Genomic DNA, 21,174 nt, shown 5'->3' on the forward strand with positions numbered 1-21,174 from the left:
CTGCGGTGGGAGCGGGCTTGCCCCGCGATGCAATGTGACTGAACAACCGCAATCGCGGGGCAATGTCAGAAGCTGTAATCCAGCGTCGCGAAGTACGAGCGCGGCTCACCCATCAACCACTGCTCGCCACTGTGGGCGGTGGCGGCGTAACGGCGGTCCAGCAGGTTGTTCAACTGCAGGCCCAGGCGTACATCCGGCAGTACCTGCCAGCCGAGATTGGCATCGACCACGGTAAAACCGGGAACCGTCTGGGTGTTGGCGATGTTGGCGTAGCGCTCATCGACATAGCGCAGGCCGATGCCGGCATCCACCCCATACCCCAGACCTTTGCTCACCCACAGGTTGGCAGTGCGCCGCGGCACATTGCTCGGGCGGTTGCCCGCACGCGACAGCGACTGGCCGCTCACGGTCTGGTCGAAATCGTCGTACCTGGCACGTACCACCGAGGCGTTGGCCGAGACCTGCCACTGGTTGGCCAGGGCCAGTTCCAGGGTCGCTTCCAGGCCGTCGGAAGTCTGCTGTCCGGCCTGCTGTTTCTGGTGGGTGATCGGGTCGTCGACCAGCAGCTTCTTCTTGACGATGTGATAGGCCGCCAGCGTCCACTCGCCACGGCCGTCCCAGAACAGTTGCTTGAGGCCGAACTCGGTCTGCCTGGCTTCGGTCAGGTCGAAGTTCTGCTGGCTGGGGCTGAGGGTGACCAGGTCGCTGACACCATCTTCGCTGGTGGAGTACTGGCCATACAGCGACAGTTCATCGGTTACCGCAAACACCAGCCCGGCACGCCAGTTGCCACCGTTGAGGCTGCGGTCGGTGCGGCTGTTGTCGACCAGGTTGTCACGGTCGATGTGGTTCTGGTCGCGGCGAACGCCGGTCACCAGCGACCAGCGTTCAGACAGCTGGGTGCGGTTTTCGGCGAACAGGGCAAAGGTGCGGGTGGTGCTCTGGGATTGCGGACGGGTCAGGCTGTTGCTGTGGAAGTAGCCTGGCGCCGGGTTCCACGGATCGATGAAGTCGCCGCCGATATCGTTGTACGGTGAGTTGCTGTTGATGCCGAAGCGGATACGGTTGAACTCGGCGCCGACCACGGTCTTGCTGGCCAGGCCGAACAGCGTGTGATCGAAGGTAAAGCTCTGGCGATCGCCGACCTGTTCCTGGTCGTGTTTGATCTCCAGGTAGCTGCCGCGCTGCAGTTGCCCCTGCGCGCTGTCCCAGGTGTAGTCTTCGGCGTTGCGCCAGTGCCGACGGCTCTTGATGTAGTACAGCTGGTTGCTGGCACTGATCGAATCGCTGAGGGTCCAGTCGGTGTTCAGGCGGGTCCACTCGTCGTGGTAGCGCTGCTCGTCATCGCGCACGTTGTAGTTCTTCTTGCGCAGGCTGTCGCGGTAGTGGCCGTCAATCAGCGGTGTGCCGAAGTAGTTCATCGGCTCGGCGTCGCCACGTTCGTGGGCCAGGGTGAAGCTCAGGTCGTCGCTGGCGTCAAAACGCAGGGCGGCGCTCATGGCCAGGTTTTTCGAGTCGCCGCGATCCACCCAGCCGTTGCTTTGCTGGCGGTTGAGGGTCACCCGGTAGCTCAGGCGCTCGCTCAGCGAACCGCCACTGTCCAGGCCCAGTTGCTGACGGTCATAGGCGCCGTAGCCCAGGCGCAGCTGGTTGTGAATCTCACCGGCGAAGGGCTTCTTCGGAATCACATTGATCACCGCGCCGGTGGCGCCTTCGCCATAGAGTACCGAAGCCGGGCCACGGATGATGTCGATGCGCTCGACCATCCACGGGTCGACCGGAAAGGTCTGGGTGCCGGCACCGGTGTACATTCGCGAGCCGTCGAACAGGGTCATCACCGAGCCGTGGCCTTCAAAGCCACGGGCCGAGAGGGCGGTGTTGCCGTTGCCCGGGGTGGCCACCGAGGTGATGCCCGGTGAGCGACTGACGGCGTCCTGAACCGTGCGATTGTTGCGCCCTTCGATTACCTCGGCACTGATGCTGCTGGTGCTCGCCGGGGTGTCCATGGCGCTGAGGTTCAGGCGCGAACCGGCTGGCAGTGGCGTGGCCAGGCTGATGGGGACGTTGTCGCTGCTGCTGGTGATGGCCGTCGAGGGCAGGGCCAGGGTGCCGGTTTCAGCGGCGTAGGTTGGCAAGGAGAATGCCAGGCAAGGCGCCAGGGCATTGGCCGCCAGGGTATGAAGCTTGGAGTAACGGGACATGTCGTTCCACAATCTGCTGGAAGAATGAATCCCGGAGGGAACAACGCATGGAGGAATTGCGCGCGCAGGCGCCCGCAAACCGGCCTGCGCCCGCCCACCGCGGGGTTGCCAAACGAAGCTTCAGGCCGGTCTCCGGGCTTGCGAGGGTCATGAAGGCCTTCACCTTCCCATGCCAGGGCACAGTGGTGTTTCGAAGGCTTCGCTCGCTTACCGTTGCGGGGGCAGCGCCGGACTGGTCACTTTGAGTGACGCACCGGCTTCCCGTTTCACCCTGCGCACGGCGGCGCAGGACACCTGAAACTGGCGCGCATCTGAACATTGAAAGTCTTTGCAGTCAATGAGTTGCAAAAGCTTCGCGGGGCAAGCCCGCTCCCACCGGGACTCTTGCAGCCTCGGTGGGAGCGGGCTTGCCCCGCGATAATCAACGTCCGCGCTTGCGCGACACTACTGCCTCGATGTTCTTGCGCCCGATCAGCATGGGTTGCGGTTGCTGGGGTTGCTCCAGCCACTTGTACATCACCAGGCAATCGACCAACCCCAGACGCGCATGCCGATACGCCCGCGGCAAGCGCCCGACCACCTCGAAACCCAGCTTTTGCCACAAGGCCACCGCCACCTCATTGCTCGACACTACCGAGTTGAACTGCATGGCCAGAAAACCCTGTTCGCGGGCCAGGCGTTGCGAGTGCTCGCACATCAACCGGGCGACACCGCGCCCACGCGCAGCGTCGCTGACCATGTAGCCGCAATTGCTTACATGATTGCCCGGGCCGGCGGCATTGGCCTTGAGGTAGTAGGAACCGAGCAGTTCGCCATCCTCTTCGGCCACCAGGGTGTGCAGCGGTGCCTCCAGCCACAGCTGACGCGCCTGTTCCTGGCTCATGGCCGGGTCAAAGGCATAGGTTTCGCGGGCAGCGACAATGGCCTGGAAGGTCGGCCAGAAGCGGTCGAAGTCGGCGGTGGTCATGGGGCGGATGTTGATCATGGCGGTTCCTGGCAAGGTGAACCGCGAGTCTGAAAGCGTTGGTGCCGGCATGCAACTGTTTGTGCATGCCGCCCTCGCCAGCGGATCAGGTACGCGGTTCGCGGGTGCCAAGCACATCGCGAATGTTATCGACCACATTGCTGTCCTTGATCACATCGCTCAGCCAGCCTTCGAGCGGCATGTTGCCCCACTTGATCGCCCGTTCGATCAGATAAGGCACCGGGCTCTGCGGCTCGCTGTGCTTGAAGAACTGGGCAATACCGGCAAGCATGGTGAAGGCTTCGTCGCGGGTCAGTGGCGTGGTCCGCATCGGGGCGGCTGGCGCGTCCTGGACAAGGTTGTTCATGGTGACACCTGGCGCGGGGGAAGGGGAGGTGTCGGCGACCGCTTCAGTCGGTGTCGGCACGGGCGGGCTGAGTTCGATGCCACGGTCTTTCAGCAGTTTCTCCGCCAGTTGGCTGGCCCGCGCGAGGATGTCGACGAGGCTCGCGAAGCTTGGCGCTTCAGCACCGAACAGGCGGTCTATGGTCTGTTGTAGCTGGCGGCAGGCCGTGAGGCTGTCGGCGATCTGCAAGGCCTTTTGGCGCAAGTGGTCCGAGTCGCTGAGCACCACCGAGCGCTGGAAGATCTCGGCGTTGATCTTGCCTTCGTCGAGGGCCACCTGCATGGCCTTGGGGTTCTGCAGGGCGAGGTTTTCCACGTGACGGGATTCGTCATAACGAAGCACGCCGAAATGCTGCCCTTGAGTAATGGGCAAACCACCGACGATGTCGGTGAGTGAGGTTTTCAGCCAGGACAGCCGCGCGGCGCGTTCGTCCAGGCCTTCTTCCAAAGAGGGGTAAAGGGTGTCCCAGAAGGACTGCAGGATCTGCTCGGCCAGGTTCAGGCCGAAGGTGATGCCCTCGAAGTGATGGCGTTGCGCCATGCCTTCGTTGAGCCAGGCCACCAGCATCAGGTCCTTGCTCTGTTGCGTCAGCCCTTGGGCCGACAGGTTGATGGTCAGGTCCCAGTCGGCGGATTTCAGGTCGGTTTGCCAGTCGCCCAGGGTCAGGTAGTCGGGATCTGCCCGGCGAGCCTCCTTGATCTGGTCGAACAAGGTGGAAAAGCTCAAGTCTTCGCCGCTCCCGCCCTCAATCGGCGCTGTCAGTCCGGCCAGCGAAAAGTCGTTGAGAAATTCAGCCATAAAGCACTCTGCTCAGAATTAAGGAGCACCGCGCCCAGCAACTGGCCGCGGTGCCGAACACGGGCCGCTGACGCGGCCCGCTGGTACTACCGACTCAAGCGAAGACTTTGTTGGCAGTCCGGTCCCAGCCGCCGGTGACGTTGCCGCCGCCCTGGCCGTCGGCACGGCTCTGCTGGGTGTAAGTGGTTTTGATCCGGGCGAAGTTGAAGCTGATTTCTTCAATTGGCAGGTCGCTGACGGCTTTGTCTTCGCCGCCCTGGTTGCCACCGGCAACGGCTTTGACCGAAGACACCACGACTTCTTCCAGGTTGATGGTCAGGTAGGTGACCTTGTCGCCGCCGGCGCGGTTGACGTTCAACTGGATCTTGGCGATGTGCGTGCCTTTGCAGCAGGCTTCGAACAGTTTGGCCGAAGCCTTGTCCACTGCCTTGCGGATGCTGAAGTCGCTCAGGGCAACACGCTCGGACGAAGCACCGCCCGAGGAACTGGCGGTCGCCGAGGTGGCCTGGGTGGCGCCGTACTCGTAGCCCAGCACTTCGATCCAGTCCTTGTGCTTGTCATCCAGTACTTCGCCAGGGATGCCGTCGATTTGGATATATGCGTCAAATGCCATTTCTAAACTCTCCTTTCCTTCATATAAAGGGGCGCCTGGGACGTCCCTTCGTTTGACCTCTTTGAGCGAGTCAACAGAGGTAGCTTGCCGCTGCCTTGACCTCCTCCTGTGAGGGCTCGGCAGCCGGTTCTTTACAGCCGCGGCCTCAATTGAGCCCGCGGACTTCGATTTCTACCCGACGATTGGGCTCCAGGCAGTTGATCAACTGCGCCCTGGGCATCTGCATGTCGCAGTTGACCAGAGGCTTGCGGCTGCCTTCGCCCTGGGCATCGACCAGTTCGCCAGGCACACCCTTGCCGACCAGGTAGGTACGGATGGTCTGTGCCCGTTGCCGGGAAACCTGCAGGTTGCTTTGCGGGTCGCCCAACTGGTCGGCGTGCCCGGAGATAATGATTTTGCCGATGTTGGGGGTGTTCAACAGTTTGTTGGCGATGGCACTCAACTGGTTCTGGCCTTCGCTTTTGAGGCTCTGGAAGTCGGCACGGGCGAAGGCGAACAAGGTGTCCGACTCCAGGGTGATGGTCTCGATCGAGCGCAGCGACTGGGTCAGCAGGCTGTTGATGTAGTTGCGCGAGCTGGAGATCAAAAAGGCGTTGTCGAGGATCCGTGGCACGTCCGCTTCGCGAATCTGGTCGCTGTAGAATTCGATCTGGCGGCTGGCGTACACGTAGTCCTGATTGGCCCCGGCCTGAGTGCCGGCAGCGGCCATGGTTTTGCCGGTCTGGCGGGCAATCGCCGGGTACCAGTAGTCGGGAATTTTTGCTTTCAGGAAGGCCGGGTCGGCTTTCTCGCGCTGGGCGGGCGAGAGCATGACGTAGGTGTCGAGGGTCGCCTTGCCGAAGTCGGCGATCGACTGGGCGCGGTTGTCGTGCGGCAGCGCCTCGGGTTCGACACTGTCGACGCCGGTCACTGGCATCAGCTCGCGGCTGTTGCGCTGATAGACTTTGAGGGTGGTCAGCAGGTACAGCGAGCGGGTCAGGTTGTCTGCCGTCGGCTTGAGCATCACGCTTTCCAGCCAGCTGAAGTAACGGCTGCGCAACAGCGGTTCGACCGCATGGCCCTGGTACAGCCCCAGGCGCAGGCGCAGCGGTACGCCCTGGTCGTGGTGCTGCTGATAGTAGTGGGACGTCCAGAAACGCAGGCGGTCCAGGCTGTTCCAGGCGGTGTACTGGCCGCTGGCTTGGCTGTCTTGTGCGACGGCCTCGGTGAGCTCGGCGGAGATCTCGGCAAGGGTGCTGCGGTTGTTGTAATACGACCAGCCCCACAGGCTGCACAACAGCACCGCTGCCAGGCTGGCGCCACCGATCCAGGCGGCCTTGCGCCGGCGTTGACGATGGTTGCTGGTGTACAGCGCCACCAGATGCTGGTCGGGGATGATCACCTTGCGAAACAGGCTGTTGATGAACAGCGGGCCCGGCTGGCCGTTGCCGCTGGCCGCTGGCTGGTCGTGCTGCAGCGCGAAGCGCTCGCTGACCCACTGGGTATGGCCGCCCGGTTGCGGTTGGTCGGCGTCCAGTGCGCTGGTGAAGTAGAAACCGCGCAGCAGTTCGGCGTTCTGGTAGGGGTTGGCGCGCAACAGGCTGTCGACAAACTGTTGCAGGCGTGGTTTGAGCGCCGCCAACTCCAGCGGGAAGCGGTAGGCCGCGTTGTTCTGGCGGGTGACCTGGATGTCCTGCAGCACCAGTTGCTGGCGTGCCACCTGTTGCCAGTAGCCGACCAGCTCATCCATCGCCTGGCCGAAGCGTTGCCCCCAATCGGCCTGTTCATAGCCCTTGTGCGAGAAGGTCTTGCCCATCACTTCACCACGGGCGCTGTCATCGAGCTGGCGGTAGAAGGCGGCGAAGCCGGGGATCAGGTCGCATTTGGTGAACACCAGGTAGACCGGCAGGCGTACTTCCAGCAGCGCGCAGCTTTCCTGGATGCGTTCGCGCAGACGCTTGGCCAGGCGCTCCTGGTCCTCGGGCGAGGACTGCAGAATGTCGGCGATGCTGACGCTGACGATCAGGCCATTAAGTGGGCGGCGCTGACGCTGCTGGCGCAACAGTTGCAGAAACGCACGCCACTTGCCGGCTTCCTCGGGGCTGTTCATGTAACGCCCGGCGGTGTCCAGCAGCACGGCTTCGGCGCTGAAGAACCAATCGCAGTTGCGTGTTCCACCCAGGCCGGCGACCCGTGCACCTTCGCGCTCGGCATAGGGGAAGCTGAGTCCCGACTGGTAGATCATCGTGCTTTTGCCGGCAGCCGGCTGGCCGATCACCAGGTACCAGGGCAGGGCATACAGCACATCCTTGGTCGGGGTGCCACGCGGCTTGTTGCTGTGCAGGCGTTCGATGCTTTGCAGCAGGCGCTCACGCAGCAGGCTGACCTCCTCGCGGTCGGCCGGGTTGGCGTTGAGCACCGCCTGGTCAGCGTCGTCACGCAGCAGCGCTTCGAGGTTGTGGTGTTGCGATGCGCCACGGTAGAGCAGCAGGACATAGCCCGCCGACAGCAACAGGAACAGACCGATACCTGCCAGCAGGCTGTGCAACGAGGCAAACCCCAGGCTGCGCCCAATGGCCCAGACGACAAAGATCGTCAGGAAAAAGCACACCCCTAGAATGTAGGGTTGGTAGCGCAAGCAGTAGTATTTGATCTTGTTCATACAAACGTGGCATCCAGCGCGTCGACAAAGCGGTCGATAACGTGATCAAGGGGGCGGTCGATATCAGTCAGCGGTGTGCTGCGCCGCGAGGTTTCGAGCAGTTCGCCGGGCGCCAGCAGCTCAATGTGTTGTGCGGCCTCAGCGGTTGCGCTCAGCACGCGGTAGGCGTTGGCACTGTGACGGGAAGGAAAGCTGTACAGCTTCGGGCGCATGAAGTCGTCGGCCAGCAGGCTGACGGGCGGGACGTTGCCGCCGCGCATGCGCGTCAGCCAGGTCACCCACAGGTCGGCGGTCGGGTTCTTCAAACCACGTTGCGCCGGCAACGGCAGGCCGATTCCAGCCTCGCAAGCGTTGTGCAGCAGTGGCGCCAATGCCTGTAGCCGGGTCAGTGCCACAGTGCTGTCGAACGCCGGGTATGTATCGTTCAAGGCTGTGGTGATATCAGCGAAACTGAAGTCCTGCAGGAACTTGGCATGTACCCGGCGAAACAGATCGAAGTCCTGCCCTTGCAGAGGCCGCATTGCCTTGATGCGTTCGAACAGCGACGCGCTGAAACTGCCTTGCACGGCCATGTGCAGCAACGGTTTGATCTGCGCGCAGAACAGCTCGCCAAGGGTAAAGGGGTTGACCAGTGGTTCGCCGTCCTGGGGCTTGATCAGCTGAAAAATGAAGAACGGATAGCGCCGGTTGCTGGCGTCGTGCGAGCTGATCAGGCCACCCAGCAGCCAGTTGCCGTTGCCTGCGCGGTAGCTGAAAAAACACACCGGCAAACGCTCGAACAGCGTCGGCCAGTCGTCGCGATGACGCATGGCCGCCAGCGCGCCCTGCAGCCAGGCGTCGAACTCGCAGACTTCCTCCGCCGCGCCATGCAGGCTGACGAAGTCCGCGCTCGCCGGGAGCTTGCCGAAGCAGCCGATCACCGTGCGGACCTGCCAGCGTCATTGAGAGCGCTCAGTGCTTTGACGTCGCCAAGGTCGGTCAGCTTGACGCCACCGAAGTTGCGCACCACCAGGCTGACCCGGCCACTGGCGGTGTTCCAGCTGAAGCGCTGCTGGATGCCGTCGAGGTCGTCGACCCGGGCGCTTTCGTTCATGCGCAACAGGCCCCAGCGTCCGGGAAAGTCGAACACGCTGATGCGCTCGCCAGTCAAGGTGACGACGTCCAGACGAGCGCCCGGTGTCGGCGTGGTGGCCGGCCAGGAGAAGCGGCTCCAGCTGCTGCGACCGTTGCGGTAATGCTGCTGCTGGCCATCGAGGGTGAAAACGATGTCGGTGAACTGCGCCGAGGGTTCGAGCATGATTTCGAAGCCGTTGTCGCGGTCCGACAGGCTGGCAATCACCTGGCCCACCGAGCTGGCCTTGTCGATGCTGTTGATCATGTTCGGGTTCACCAGCGCCGTGGCCTTGGCGCCGCTGCCCAGCCCCAGGCCTTCACCGCCGGACAGGTTGCCGATTTCGTTGCGCTTGAAGGTCGGCAGCAGCCCCGACTCGGGGTCGACGAAGCGCTGCAGGTCTTTGATCGAGGCTTCGTTGCGGCTAGCGGTGGAGATCGGGTAGCGGTGCGCCATGACCTGTTCCCAGGGCTTGGCGATCTGCTGCGCCCAGGCCTTGGCGATCTGCGCGCCGGCCGGGTCACGCAGGGTTTCCCAGGCGTACTGGATCGGCAGGCTGAACAGGCTCTGCAGCGAACGCGACAGGCCGCCCTGACTGGTGTCGACGCTGGTCTCGACATAGTTGCGCACGTTGCTCACTTCGCTCGGCTGGCCTTCGAGGGTCTCGCTGATCAGCTGTTTACTGCTCTTGCCGACGTCCTGGGAGCGCTGGATGTTGTTCATGCGCACCTTGAGCTTGCGCAGGGCCGCCAGGTAGCGATCCATGATGGTGCTGTCGGCGCCTTCGGCATTGTGTTCGGCGAACACCCGCGCCACCGGTTCGAAGCGCTTGGCCAGGCTGCCGTCGTCGACTGCCGGCAGTGGCGAGGTCAGGGCATCGGGCAAGGCGTTCTTGTCATCGAAGACGCCGGTGACTTTGCCCCAGAAGCCGTCATTGGCTTTGCTACCCGATTGCGGTGTTTGTCGAGGGGCAGGGAGGTCCCACTGGGTGTTGTCGTTGACCGCCGTCAGGAGGACCTTCACTGGCGAGTTCTGCACATCGCTGAGCAGCGACAATTGCTGTGTAGCGCTAGCCAGGTCGGCGAAATGCCGCACGCCCACGCTGCTGATCAGGCTGTACCAGGCCTGGGTGTAGTCGCGCTTGTAGCGGGTCATGAACTCGCGGATGAAGTTGGCCTTCTGCACGATGCTGTCACCGCCCTCGCCATCGAGTACCCAGTCCGACTCGTTACGCAGGTTGCCGGACACCAGCTTGATCAGCTCGGGTTTGACGAACGACTCCCAGCCCTGGCGGGTGAAGATCGCCGGTACGGCTTCGGAGGCATACAGCAACGAACGGCCGGGCATTGGTACCAGGTCGTTGAGGCTCAGGGCCGGGAACTGCCGGCTCGACTCCAGCTGCAGGCGCAGGTATTCACGGTCTACCAGCGAGCTGGAGATCATGAACGATTTCAGGCTCTGGCGGGTCTCGCTGACCAGCTGTTCGTTGCGCGGCAGGGCAGGGGCCTGACCTTGCTTGAGCAGTTGCACGTACACCGGCGAGTTCTGTGCGATGACCGCGCTATCAACCGGCGTGGTTTCGCTGGCCGACGCGGCCCAGGCCTGGGGCAGCGTCGAGGCGACGAACACCGGCTCCGGATGCGCTTTCGGGTCGGTCAGCACCAGGTACAGCTTCAAGGCGTTGTAGGCCTCGATGATGGACGCCACCTGCTGCTCATCCAGACGCCCGAGCATCTCTTCGGAAAGCGACAGCCCACCGGTGGTGGCGGACAACTCCGCCGCATCGCTGGTGGTGGCCGGGTTGAGCGGGGCGACGTAGGCGCCGGCGCGGGTCTTGCTCAGTGCCTGTTTGGCCTTGGCGCTCAGCCGCGCATTGAGTTTGTTGGCTGTACTGCCCTTGGCTGTCGGGGCGGGGGTGAAGTCCAGCTGTTGGTTCATGCTGTTGGCGAAGGTATTGAACGCGCGCATCTGTACCTGCATGCGCAAGGCTATCGGCTCCAGCGCCTGGGTGCGCAGTTGCTGCAGGTAGGCGCTCTGAGTGGCGTTGTAGACCGAATCGCCGCGATACAGCCCGGCACTCAAGGGCAGCGGCACACCTTTGAGGCGATGCGCTTCGACCGCCGCCATCTGCTGACGCAGCAGTTCCAGGCCCTGGCCTGCGGCAAGCCGTTGCTCGCGCTCAGGCGACTGCTGCAGCTCGATCAGTTGCTGACGCAAACCGGCCAGCCACTGACGGTTGTTGACGAACGCAAAGCTCTGCCAGCCGACCAGCGCTACGCCCGCCACCAGCGCCAGACCGATCAGTACCGGGCTGAACCCTTGCTTGCGGCCCAGGCGCGACTGATACAGAGTCAGGTCGCGGTCGGGGAAGATCACCCGGCGGAAGGTGTCGGTAATGAAGTAGCTGCGGTTGCCGTTGGGCTTGCCGCTGTCTTTAGCTTGACCTTGGCCGTCGGCAGCCGGTTGCAGGGCAAAGGATTCGGCGATGTCGTCCTCATAGACCTGGCTCAGCTGTTGCTCGGTCTGCAGGGCGCTGGTGAAGTACAGGCCACGCAACAACAGCGGGGTGCCACCCTGGCGGCCGCTGGCGAAGTGCTGTAGGAACTGCTCCAGCACCCCGGAGAGTTCGGTGAAATACTGCGGGAAGTGCAGCAGCGTGCTGTCGGCATCCGGGCCAAGGGCAATCATCTGCGCGTCGACATGCTGGCGGATGCGACGGTGCAGGTTGTTCAGGCGGGCGTTGAGCACCGTGCGCAAGCCATCGTTGTGGATTTGCCCAAGGCTGAAGGTCATGCCCAGCGGTTGCTGGCGCTCGTGCAGGTCCAGGCCCTCGAAGGCCTGGCGGAAGCCCGGCAACTGGTCGGTCTTGCTCAGCATCAGGTAGATCGGCGGGTTGGCGTCCAGGCACTCGGCGTATTCTTCGACACGCGACACCAACTGCGCGGCCAGGCTATCGCGCTCCTCGGCGCTTGCCGCCAGCAACTCGGGCAGGCTCACCACCAGCACCAGGCCGTTGATTGCGGCTTTGCCGCGTTGCTTTCTGAGGGTGCGCAGAAACGCCGAGAACTCACTGGCCGACTGGTCATCGTGCAGATAGCGGCCGGCCGTATCGATCATCACCGCATCGGGGCTGAAGTACCAATCGCAGTGCTGCGTGCCGCTTTCACCGTCGCTGCCGGTGGCGACACTGGCGGACAGGCCGGAGTGGGTCAGCAGCGAGGTTTTGCCTGCCGCCGACATGCCAACCACCAGGTACCAGGGCAGGTCCGACAGCGCCGCCGAGCCGCCACCACCGGCAGAGCGGTCGGTGCGTAGCATGGCGATGGCATGCTTGAGGCGGTCACGCAGAACCTGTTGGTCGCGGAACTCGCCGGTGGCATTCCATGAGCGATCGGCTTCGATCTGCAACAGGTTTTCCAGGTTGTGCTCGGCGCGGATACGCTGGTACTGACGCAGCACGATGACCAGCAGGAAGCAGGCGCTGATGATCGCCATTGCTTCGAGCACATGCTCACCCAGCCACGGCACTTGCGGGGCCACCAGCCAGCAGGCCAGCAGACTTGCCAGCCACAGCAGCGGCACGATAAACCAGAAACTCTTCAACAAACGCAATAATGTTTTCATGTCTTCCTGACCCGGTTACCTGACCTGTGCTCAGGCACTGAACAGCTGGCTGATTTGTTCGGACAGTGCCGCAACGTCCTTGTCCAGCAACCAGTCGAGCGTCAGGTAGACAGCGACGCAGACCAGTGCGATCAACGCCATGTACACCCACACCGGCACCTCGTAGCGGAGCATTTGCGACACCTGGTCGGGCAACGCCCAGTCCGGCGACAGCGCTTTGGGCGGCTTGCGGTAGCGGGCGATGTCCTGGCCCAGGGTATTGGCCAGGTAGCGCAGCTGGTCCTTCTGGCCGAGGCTGAACTTGCCTTCGAACCCCAGGGCCAGGCACAGGTGATAGACCTCCAGCACGTCGAGGTTGTGCTTGACGTCGGCGCGCAGCGTATCGATCTTCTCGAAGAAGCCTTGCCCGGCCAGGTGCACGCCGAAATAGCGGAACTGCAGGGGCTGCAGCTCGAAGTGCCGACGCAGTTCGTTGTCACCGGAACGCAGTACGCTTTCATCGAGGAAGGCGCACAGGGCGTATTGGGTGTCCTTGACTTGCTCGACGCTGTAGTTGGCCGCGCGGGCATCGCGCTCCAGCTCGGCGAAGAAGCGCTCGACACTGCTCTCGAAGGCATTGATCGAGGTCACCTGGCGGCCACGGCGAACGATCAGCGCCATGCTGATGAAGTCTTGCACCAGGTCTTTGAGGCCCGGCTTGTCGTTGGCGGCCGTCACGGCGCCCTGGATTACGGCTTCGGTCATTTGAGCACCGCCATCAGTTCAAGCTTGAGGTTGGTAAAGGCGCTGGGCGCGTAGAAACAGATGGTCTGGGCATTCATCATTCGCTCATAGACCAGGCCATGGGGTTCGATGGTGAAGTACTGATTGTCCAGGCGCACCGGTATGGCGTTGGGCAGGCGCGTCGAGTGGTTGAGGGTGACGCCGGGCATGGCGCTGTTGACCACCACTTCGATGTCTTCCGGCGAGCCGACCTTGAAGGCCCGCGGCACCAGCTCCAGCAGGCTGGCGCCGGGCATGTCGGCGTGCACCGAAATATAGAAGTCGGCCTCGGTCAGGCGCGGATCGAGCAACTGTCCCTGCCAGTACGAAGGCTTGGTTTGCGTCAGGTGGATGACGACGCACTGGTTGGGCACGACGTTGTCGAGCAGCACCCGGATCATCTCGTCGAGCTTGACCAGCGACGCCGCCGGGTCGTGGTGGTCGTACTCGGGGATGTCGTTGAGCTGGGTGTCGAGGGTGAACGTCAGCAGGCCGCCGGCAAGGTCGGCGAGGAACAGGTACAGGCGTTCCGGGTGCAGCCGCGGGTGGGCCAGCAAGTGGGCGAGTTGCGGGTAGGCGCGGTTGACGGTGTTCAGCAGCCAGAACAGGGTGACATCGCTGGAGCCGAACTCGGCGATCTGGTCGGCACGTTCGCGGCGCCGCCCCGACAGCGCCTTGCTCTTGGCGTGCAGCGCGCCGAGCAGACGCTTGCCCATGCCCACCAGGGTGTCGTGGCTGCCCAGGTGCAGGGTCGGGTGAACGAAGTGCGGGTCGAGGTTGAAGCCGCCCATGTTGTTACGTGACAGCCTGGCTACCGGGCAATAGCTGTAGCCATCGAGGTTGTCGCCATCGACCAGCATCACCACGTTCAGACGCAGGCTGGTGATTTCGTTTTCCAGGTCGCCTTCGTTGAGGTCTGGCAGGGTGTCGAACTGCTTGCGAAAACGCCGCGCGCTCTTGTGCTCCTGACCGTCCTCGACGTAGTTCAGGCCAAACGGCTCGGGCAGTTTCAGCGCGGCGTAGACTTTCAGGTCATTGCCTTTGAGCAGGTCCTTGAGGTCCCGGGCAGCGGGTAGCGGGTCGTGCTGCGGCGCGTCGAACAGGCTGCCATCGGGGAACACCAGCTTCAGCCGCTTCAGCTGCAGGGAGCCGTTGGCCAGGGCATCCTCGTCCACCTGCAAGGCTTGTACCCCCCAGTGAAACGGGGTGCTGCGCAGCGTCGCCTCAGCCAGCTGATGCTGGTGGAACTCATCCTGGTACTGGAAGTGCTGAGGCAGCAGGAACATGCCCTCTGACCACATCACCCGGCTCTGCTTGCTCATTTGACGCTTTCCAATAAAGAGTTGAAGGTTGAATCCATGGCCTTTTGCGCCGACTGGCCGGCAACGTCCCCGGCCTTCTCCAGCACGGCATCCTCAACCTTGTCGGTGATGCTGTTCTGCGCAGGCTCAGCGGCCTGCTGGCGAGCGGCGGCCAGCTGTTCGGCGGAGGGCGGCTTGTTGAGGACATCGACGCCGCGCAGGGCGGTGATATCGGTTTTGTCCACCAGCACCCGCAAACCGTCGGAGGAGAACCAGATGCCATCCTTGCGAAGCGAATTGGCGTCGAAGGCGACCTTCCAGCGGCCGTTGTCATCAACCCGGAAGAACGCTGCCACGCCCACGTAGCGCGCGCCCGGGCTCAGCGGCCACTGGTCGATCTGGCCGATGCCCGGCAGCAGCGTGATCTCGCGGCTTTCGACCAGGGTGTTGCCCAGGGCTTTCTTCGGGTCGTCCCAGAGGCTATCGGCGTCGGTCGAGGTGAAGCGTTCGAGGCTGGTCAACTGGTAGACCCGCATCACCACCGACAGCGGCGTACCGCTGGCGTCGGGGTTCAGCTGGTTACCGCCGTCGGCGGTGAGAATGACTTTTTCGCTGTCGGCGAGCATGTCGGCGGCCCAGGTGTCGTCCATGCGCTTGCCGATGCGGTCGGTGACGCCACAGCCGGCGAGCACCAGCACCATTGCCATTGCCGTCAGGTGCCTGAACTGCACCGGCCTTGCCGGTGGCTTCCCTGTTTGTCTGTATTCCATGGTGTTTACCTGTAGGTACTCGCTCAGGCCAGGCGATAGGCGAAATCGCCGTCGCTGCCCAGTTCGATCGTCAGCCGCTCGATCGGACTGTCCTGGGCCATGCGCTCCAGCACGCGCTGGGCGAGCTCCGGCATCAGGGTCCTGGACAGGATGTTGTCGATGTTGCGCGCACCGCTGTCGACTTCGGTGCAGCGCGAAGCGATGGCCTTGACCAGGGCGTCGTCGTAGCTCAGCACGGCCTGGTGATTGCGTTCGAAACGCTTGCGGATGCGCTCCAGCTTGAGCGCGACGATGCGCTCGAGGATCGCGTCCTGCACCGGGTAGAAGGGGACGATGCTCAGGCGCCCGAGGAACGCCGGTTTGAACACCCGGTTCAACTCCTCGCGCAACCCTTCGACGATGGCGTCGGGCGTCGGCGGGCACTCGGTGTTCAGGCAGTCGTGCATGATGCGTTCGGTGCCGGTGTTGGAGGTGAGGATGATCACCGTGTTGCGGAAGTTGATCTCGCGCCCCTCGCCATCGTCGAGCACGCCCTTGTCGAACACCTGGAAGAACAGTTCGAGCACATCCGGGTGGGCTTTTTCCACCTCGTCGAGTAACACCACGCTGTAAGGCTTGCGGCGCACCGCTTCGGTCAGCACGCCGCCTTCGCCGTAACCGACGTAGCCGGGCGGCGAGCCCTTGAGGCTCGACACGGTGTGGGCCTCCTGGTACTCGGACATGTTGATGGTGATCAGGTTGCGCTCGCCGCCATACAGGGTGTCGGCCAGGGCCAGCGCGGTTTCGGTCTTGCCGACGCCGCTGGGGCCGAGCAAGAGGAACACGCCGATGGGTTTGTTGGGGTCTTCCATGCGCGCGCGGGAAATCTTGATGCGCTTGCCGATCTCGTGCAGGGCGTGGTCCTGACCCAGCACCCGCTCACCGAGCAGGGCCGGCAGGCGTTGCACGGTGTCGATTTCGTCACGCAGCATCTTGCCCAGCGGAATGCCGGTCCAGCCACTGATCACCTGGGCAATGGCACTGCCATCGACCAGGGCGTGAACCAGCGGTTGATCGCCTTGCACGCGGCTCAACTCGGCGCGCAGCGCGGCGATATCGCTGGCATCGGCCGATTCGCCGGTCGAGGCGTCGAGGGCCTTGAGACGCTCGACCAGCTCCAGCTCCTGCTGCCATTGCTGTTCCAGGCGCTGACATTGTTGCTGCTCGACCTGCAGCGCTTCCTGCAGTGCAGCCAGGCGTCGTGCGTGGTCGTGGCCTTTAGTGGTTTCCTGGGCCAGGACGCTGATTTCTGCCTGAAGGTTGTCGATCTGGCGCTTGCAGTCTTCCAGCGCTCCGGGTTGCGAGGATTGCGCCAGGGCAATCCGCGCGCAGGCGGTGTCGAGCACACTGACCGCCTTGTCCGGCAACTGGCGGCCGGTGATGTAACGGTTGGACAGGCGCACGGCCTGGACCAGGGCTTCGTCCATCACCGCGACCTTGTGATGCTCCTGCATCTTGCCCAGCAGGCCACGGAGCATGTAGATCGCCTTGTCTTCATCCGGCTCTTCGACCTTCACCACCTGGAAGCGGCGCGCCAGGGCGGCGTCCTTTTCAAAGTACTTTTTGTACTCGGCCCAGGTGGTTGCGGCGATGGTGCGCAACTCGCCGCGGGCCAGGGCGGGTTTGAGCAGGTTGGCGGCGTCGTTTTGCCCGGCCTGGCCGCCGGAACCGATCAGGGTGTGCGCTTCGTCAATGAACAGGATGATCGGGTGCAGGCTGCGTTTGACCTCTTCGATCACCGCCTTGAGGCGGTTCTCGAACTCGCCCTTGACCCCTGCACCGGCCTGCAGCAGGCCCAGGTCCAGGGTGTGCAAGGCGACATCCTTGAGCACTGCCGGCACGTCACCTTGCGCGATGCGCAGGGCCAGGCCTTCGACCACAGCGGTTTTGCCGACCCCGGCTTCACCGGTGAGGATCGGGTTGTTCTGGCGACGGCGGGTGAGGATGTCGACCATCTGCCGTACCTCGAACTCGCGGCCCAGCACCGGATCGATGCGGCCTTCGCGGGCGCTTTGGGTCAGGTTGATGGTGTACTGGTCCAGCGCCGGGGTCTTGCCATTGGCTTTGCCGACAGCAGCGACAGGCGTGGCCGGGCTGGCGAGGGGGCTGGCCAGTTTCGACTCGGCACTGCCTTCGACCAGCGCGGCGAAGTTGAGCCGCAGGTGGTCGGCGTTGATTTTGTCCAGCTCTGGTGCCGAGTCGATCACCACCCGGCGCAGCTCGGCGTCATTGAGCAGGGCCTGCAGCAGGTGGCCGGTGCGGATCTGCCCCTGGCCGAATTCGATCGAGGCCAGCATCCAGGCCTGTTCGATCATCCGGGTGATGTGTGGCGACAGTGCCGGTGTGCGGGTATTGCCCTTCTTGAAGGTGCCCAGCGCCGTCACCAGTTGCGCCTGCAAGCGCTCGGCAACCACATCGTAGTGGCGCAGGATGGCCGGCAGGTCGTTGTCGTTGCTGTCGAGCAGTTGCAACAGCAGGTGCTCGATCTCGACATCGTAATGCTGCTCCGACAGGCACAGGGCCGCCGCGCTTTCAGTGGCCGTGCGGCTGGTTTCATTCAGCTTGGCGAACAGAGACTTCAGGTTCACAGGGCGACCCCATCAAAAGGAATTTGGAAAACGGCGCAACGCGAAGGCTCGACGTCGGCACCTGGGCGTTTGAGCCAGCCCAGCCAGCCCAGGCGAACATTGCCGCCACGGCCCAGGCGGGCCAGCGGAACGGCGTCGGACTTGAGTTGCGGGGCGATGTGGAAATCCAGCTCGGCCCCGACATAAAAACGCACCAGCTCGACCAGCCGGCGGTAGTCCGCGGTGCCAGGCTGGAAGCGTTGATAATCGGCCAGCGCCAGTGGCCCCAGCTCGATACGCACGCACGACTGGTAGTCCCAGACCCGGTTCCCGGCCACGGCGCTTTGCCCCAGGCGGGCGTTCTTGCGGCCTAACTGCGTGCATTGCGTGGCGTCGAGCTTCAGCCAGCGACCGGCAAACGGCTTGACCTTCACGGGCAGCGAAAAGTAGAAGCCGAGCATCACTTCCAGGTTCAGCGCATTGCGTGGCTTCTGGCTGAACAGGCCGGAAAAGTAACTGAACAGCTCGCGGCGCAACGGCGATTCGCGGCGCTCGAACTTCTGCTGCTGTGCCTGCGGCCCCAGGCCCACCAGGTTGAGCAGGTAGCGATCAAAGCCCGAGGTGCCGTTGCGCTCGTGCTCGATGTAGAACTTGTACTTCTGCCAGGCCTCGTAGAACAGCGTGGTCATGCGATGGGAAAAGATGTCGAGAAACGCATGGGCGGCGTCGTCGCGGTACTGAATGTGCCGCTCCAGCAACAGCTCGGTATACGGGCGCGGCAAGACCCCGGACGGGCCCACCAGCCCCATGAACGTGACCTGGACTTCCGACAGCGGCAGACCGGTGGCCGACACCTTGCCTTCGCGTTCGAAGTGCAGGTCGCTGACCTCGCTGGCGGGAAAATTCAGCGACAGCTGCGAGCGAAACCGCAACGGGTCCTCGTGCGGTCGGGTAGCCAGGTCCATGCGCCCGGTTCTGCTGTAATGCAGGCGGAGCAATCGCACCAACTGAAAGAATTCGAATCGGTGCGGCTCGGCCCTTGCCTGATCAATCAGACCAGGGGCTGATCGCCGGTTCGTGCGGGCCATTGGACGACTCTCTTCTCACGTTGCAAGGTGCGTAGGGTTAATTGGGTGAAGCTGTTCATCGAGCAGTACTGGCCAAAGAAGTGATCCAGCACCATGCCGAACAGGAACACGCCGCTACCGGTGTACTGGCTTTCATCGAAGGTCAGGGTGATGCCTACGCCGCGCACGAAGTTCGGCCGCGGGTGGCCGATGCGCGCCACTACCGGCTCGCTGCTGACGGCTTTGATACCGTTGATCTGTTTGCGGATCGCCGAAACGTTGCGGTAGTTGTAGAGCGACAGCAGCTCCAGCAGCACTTCGCGGCCCTGCGACACCAGCGACATATGGTTGAGCGACAGGTGCGAGATCAGCCGCCAGATCAGGCCGTTGCCCAGCGGTACGCGCACCGAGGCGGTGGGTTTGCGCAGGCAGCGGATGTCCTGGATCACCGAGTTGGCGGGCATATTGAAGTCGCCGCGTTCGCCGCCGAAAGGCAGCATCAGCGGCACATCACGGTTGCTGCAGGTCAGGCTGATGCTCAAGGTGTCGCTGTTGCCGTCGATCAACTCAAGGTCGCGATCCACCACACGGATCAGCATGTTCGAGCCTTCGCGCTGGGCGTGGCGGCGGACGATCCAGAAGCTGTTGTCCTGGCCCTGGTCCTCGCGCGGTTCGAAGAACGGATGGCAGGTGCCGACCTGATCGATGCCACCCAGCTTCCTGACCCGACGCACGCGGTCGATCGACACCACTTCGGCAGCGTTGTGCAGGCGGATATCCGGCGTTACCGCATATTCGTGCTGGGTGTGCGACAACTTGATCGGCTCCGCCTGCTGGCGGAACAGATTGATGATCGGCGTGCAGTTGAGCTTGAAGTTGTTGCGTCCGATGTTCTGCGTCAGCCGCGCCAGGCGTTCGCTCAGGTCGTAGTCGGCGAAGTAGAAGTTGATCTCTACGTGCTCGAGGTCCTTGCCCTGAAGAATGCGCGAGAAGCCCGACAGGTCGAAGAACATGAACTTGTCGGGGAAGGTGAAGTACTCGTGCAGCAGGCGATAACCGAGGAATGAGCGTTCGGAGTAGTCCACCAGGCCTTCGTCACGGGAATAACCCACGGCTTTCAGCGCGTCTGCCGGCAAGGCGACTTCGCGAGCGCGGCCCTGGTCCTGGAAACTCAGGGTGGCCTTGGCCAGGTTGTTGAACAGCAGTTCGTACAGCTGCAGCATCAGGGTGCTTTCGCCGTCGAGGAAAAAGCGCAGGCTGTCGAGCTCCATCTTGCCGAACATCACGTCCGAGGTGGCTGCCAGGCGGATACGCAGGCGTGCGACCAGGTCGGCGCTGTGGCCGTTGAAGGCCGAGCGTTCCATCTCGACGAAAGAGGCCTGTTGCACCGACACCGGCCAGACTTCCACCGGATAGCAAGTGCGAAACTTGCACACCACGCCTTCCACCGGGTTGGCATGCAGTTCGGTGTGGCGCGCCACGCGATAGGCTTCGGTGACCTTTTCCTGCTTGCCCAGGTTGAACTCGACGATCGACATCGACGGAGTAGGGCGCAGGTAATGCGGATAGAGCACTTCCAGAAACGATTCGACAATCTCGGGAAACTCGTCATCGAGCTTCTTGTGCACCCGTGCGGCGAGGAACGAAAACGCCTCGATCAGCCGCTCGGTATGCGGGTCCTCGCAGTTGTCCCCCTCGATCAGCAAGCGCGAGGCGATTTTCGGATACTGTGCAGCAAACTCCTGGCCGAGAAAGCGCAGGTGCGACAGTTCCTTTTCGTAATAGGGCAGCAGATCGTCGAGCATCAGTTGAGGTTCTGCACTTTGTATTCCTGGGTGTTGACCTGCAGCACCGCGTCAAACGAGACGTGGCGGCTGATGTCCTGCAGACGCAGCACGGCGTCTACCCGGAAGGTCAACATGCGATGGCCGGTTTGCTGGGCGAGCAACTGCACCCGGACGCTGCGAAAGCGCCGGTCGCCAGTGGTAATGGCCTTCTCCAACTGGCGTTGGATCAACGCGCGATCCTGCGGGTCGAGCACGCTCTTGCTGATGAAATCGGGCATGCCGTAGTCAAGGATGGTGCCGTGCAGGTGGGTGAACCCCTCCAGCTCGTTGGCGACCAGGGACTGACGAGTGTTCACCAGAATCTCCAGGTCGCGAACGATGCTGGCCTTGTAGTCGGCAAGCGAACATGAGCGCTGCGCAGACGCTTCCACCGATTGATACGGACGGTCGTCCAGCAATCGGTCCAGCAGCGAGGGCAACAGCCGGTGTTGGTTGCTCATGTTTTCTATCCTTGAAAACAGTC

At 63.1% G+C, this 21,174-nt stretch carries 14 protein-coding genes and 1 riboswitch; all 14 genes read right to left on the minus strand.

All coding sequences use genetic code 11. From position 1 onward, the window contains the following. Positions 1-65: 65 nt before the first annotated feature. Positions 66-2,201 carry a TonB-dependent receptor gene (locus ACVI9W_RS22360; protein ID WP_461531238.1) on the minus strand — a complete coding sequence of 712 codons (2,136 nt, stop codon included), beginning with the start codon at positions 2,199-2,201 and terminating at the stop codon, positions 66-68. A gap of 106 nt (positions 2,202-2,307) precedes the next feature. Continuing rightward, positions 2,308-2,514: riboswitch (cobalamin riboswitch) on the minus strand. 108 nt (positions 2,515-2,622) lie between these two features. Continuing rightward, on the minus strand, positions 2,623-3,186 hold the full coding sequence (locus ACVI9W_RS22365; protein ID WP_461531239.1) for a GNAT family N-acetyltransferase: 564 nt from the start codon (positions 3,184-3,186) through the stop codon (positions 2,623-2,625). 85 nt (positions 3,187-3,271) lie between these two features. Next, positions 3,272-4,369 carry a type VI secretion system protein TssA gene (gene tssA / locus ACVI9W_RS22370; protein WP_461531240.1) on the minus strand — a complete coding sequence of 366 codons (1,098 nt, stop codon included), beginning with the start codon at positions 4,367-4,369 and terminating at the stop codon, positions 3,272-3,274. A 94-nt stretch (positions 4,370-4,463) separates the two neighbouring features. Next, positions 4,464-4,982, minus strand: a complete 519-nt coding sequence (locus ACVI9W_RS22375; protein ID WP_045183963.1) for an Hcp family type VI secretion system effector — start codon at positions 4,980-4,982, stop codon at positions 4,464-4,466. A 145-nt stretch (positions 4,983-5,127) separates the two neighbouring features. After that, positions 5,128-7,623, minus strand: a complete 2,496-nt coding sequence (gene tssM, locus ACVI9W_RS22380) for a type VI secretion system membrane subunit TssM (RefSeq protein ID WP_461531241.1) — start codon at positions 7,621-7,623, stop codon at positions 5,128-5,130. Next, positions 7,620-8,543, minus strand: coding sequence for a type VI secretion system-associated protein TagF (tagF, locus tag ACVI9W_RS22385; RefSeq protein WP_461531242.1), 924 nt, complete (start codon positions 8,541-8,543; stop codon positions 7,620-7,622). The genes tssM and tagF overlap by 4 nt, the downstream gene beginning before the upstream one ends. Beyond that, positions 8,540-12,358 (minus strand): type VI secretion protein IcmF/TssM N-terminal domain-containing protein, encoded by a 3,819-nt coding sequence (locus tag ACVI9W_RS22390; RefSeq protein ID WP_461531243.1) that lies wholly within the window; start codon positions 12,356-12,358, stop codon positions 8,540-8,542. The genes tagF and ACVI9W_RS22390 overlap by 4 nt, the downstream gene beginning before the upstream one ends. A gap of 30 nt (positions 12,359-12,388) precedes the next feature. Then, on the minus strand, positions 12,389-13,102 hold the full coding sequence (icmH, locus tag ACVI9W_RS22395; RefSeq protein WP_157192110.1) for a type IVB secretion system protein IcmH/DotU: 714 nt from the start codon (positions 13,100-13,102) through the stop codon (positions 12,389-12,391). After that, positions 13,099-14,442 (minus strand): type VI secretion system baseplate subunit TssK, encoded by a 1,344-nt coding sequence (gene tssK, locus ACVI9W_RS22400; RefSeq protein ID WP_461531244.1) that lies wholly within the window; start codon positions 14,440-14,442, stop codon positions 13,099-13,101. The genes icmH and tssK overlap by 4 nt, the downstream gene beginning before the upstream one ends. Beyond that, positions 14,439-15,191: a type VI secretion system lipoprotein TssJ gene (gene tssJ / locus ACVI9W_RS22405; protein ID WP_461531245.1), complete on the minus strand. Its 753-nt coding sequence runs from the start codon at positions 15,189-15,191 to the stop codon at positions 14,439-14,441. The genes tssK and tssJ overlap by 4 nt, the downstream gene beginning before the upstream one ends. Before the next feature lie 23 nt (positions 15,192-15,214). Continuing rightward, positions 15,215-17,818, minus strand: a complete 2,604-nt coding sequence (gene tssH / locus ACVI9W_RS22410; RefSeq protein WP_461531246.1) for a type VI secretion system ATPase TssH — start codon at positions 17,816-17,818, stop codon at positions 15,215-15,217. Then, positions 17,815-18,885, minus strand: a complete 1,071-nt coding sequence (tssG, locus tag ACVI9W_RS22415; RefSeq protein WP_461531247.1) for a type VI secretion system baseplate subunit TssG — start codon at positions 18,883-18,885, stop codon at positions 17,815-17,817. The genes tssH and tssG overlap by 4 nt, the downstream gene beginning before the upstream one ends. Continuing rightward, complete coding sequence (gene tssF / locus ACVI9W_RS22420; protein ID WP_461531248.1) at positions 18,849-20,669, minus strand: type VI secretion system baseplate subunit TssF; 1,821 nt, start codon at positions 20,667-20,669, stop codon at positions 18,849-18,851. The genes tssG and tssF overlap by 37 nt, the downstream gene beginning before the upstream one ends. Beyond that, a complete protein-coding gene (tssE, locus tag ACVI9W_RS22425) occupies positions 20,669-21,151 on the minus strand; it encodes a type VI secretion system baseplate subunit TssE (protein WP_461531249.1) in 483 nt (160 codons plus the stop codon). The genes tssF and tssE overlap by 1 nt, the downstream gene beginning before the upstream one ends. Positions 21,152-21,174: the final 23 nt, after the last annotated feature.

The organism is Pseudomonas sp. 210_17 TE3656 (assembly GCF_054821965.1).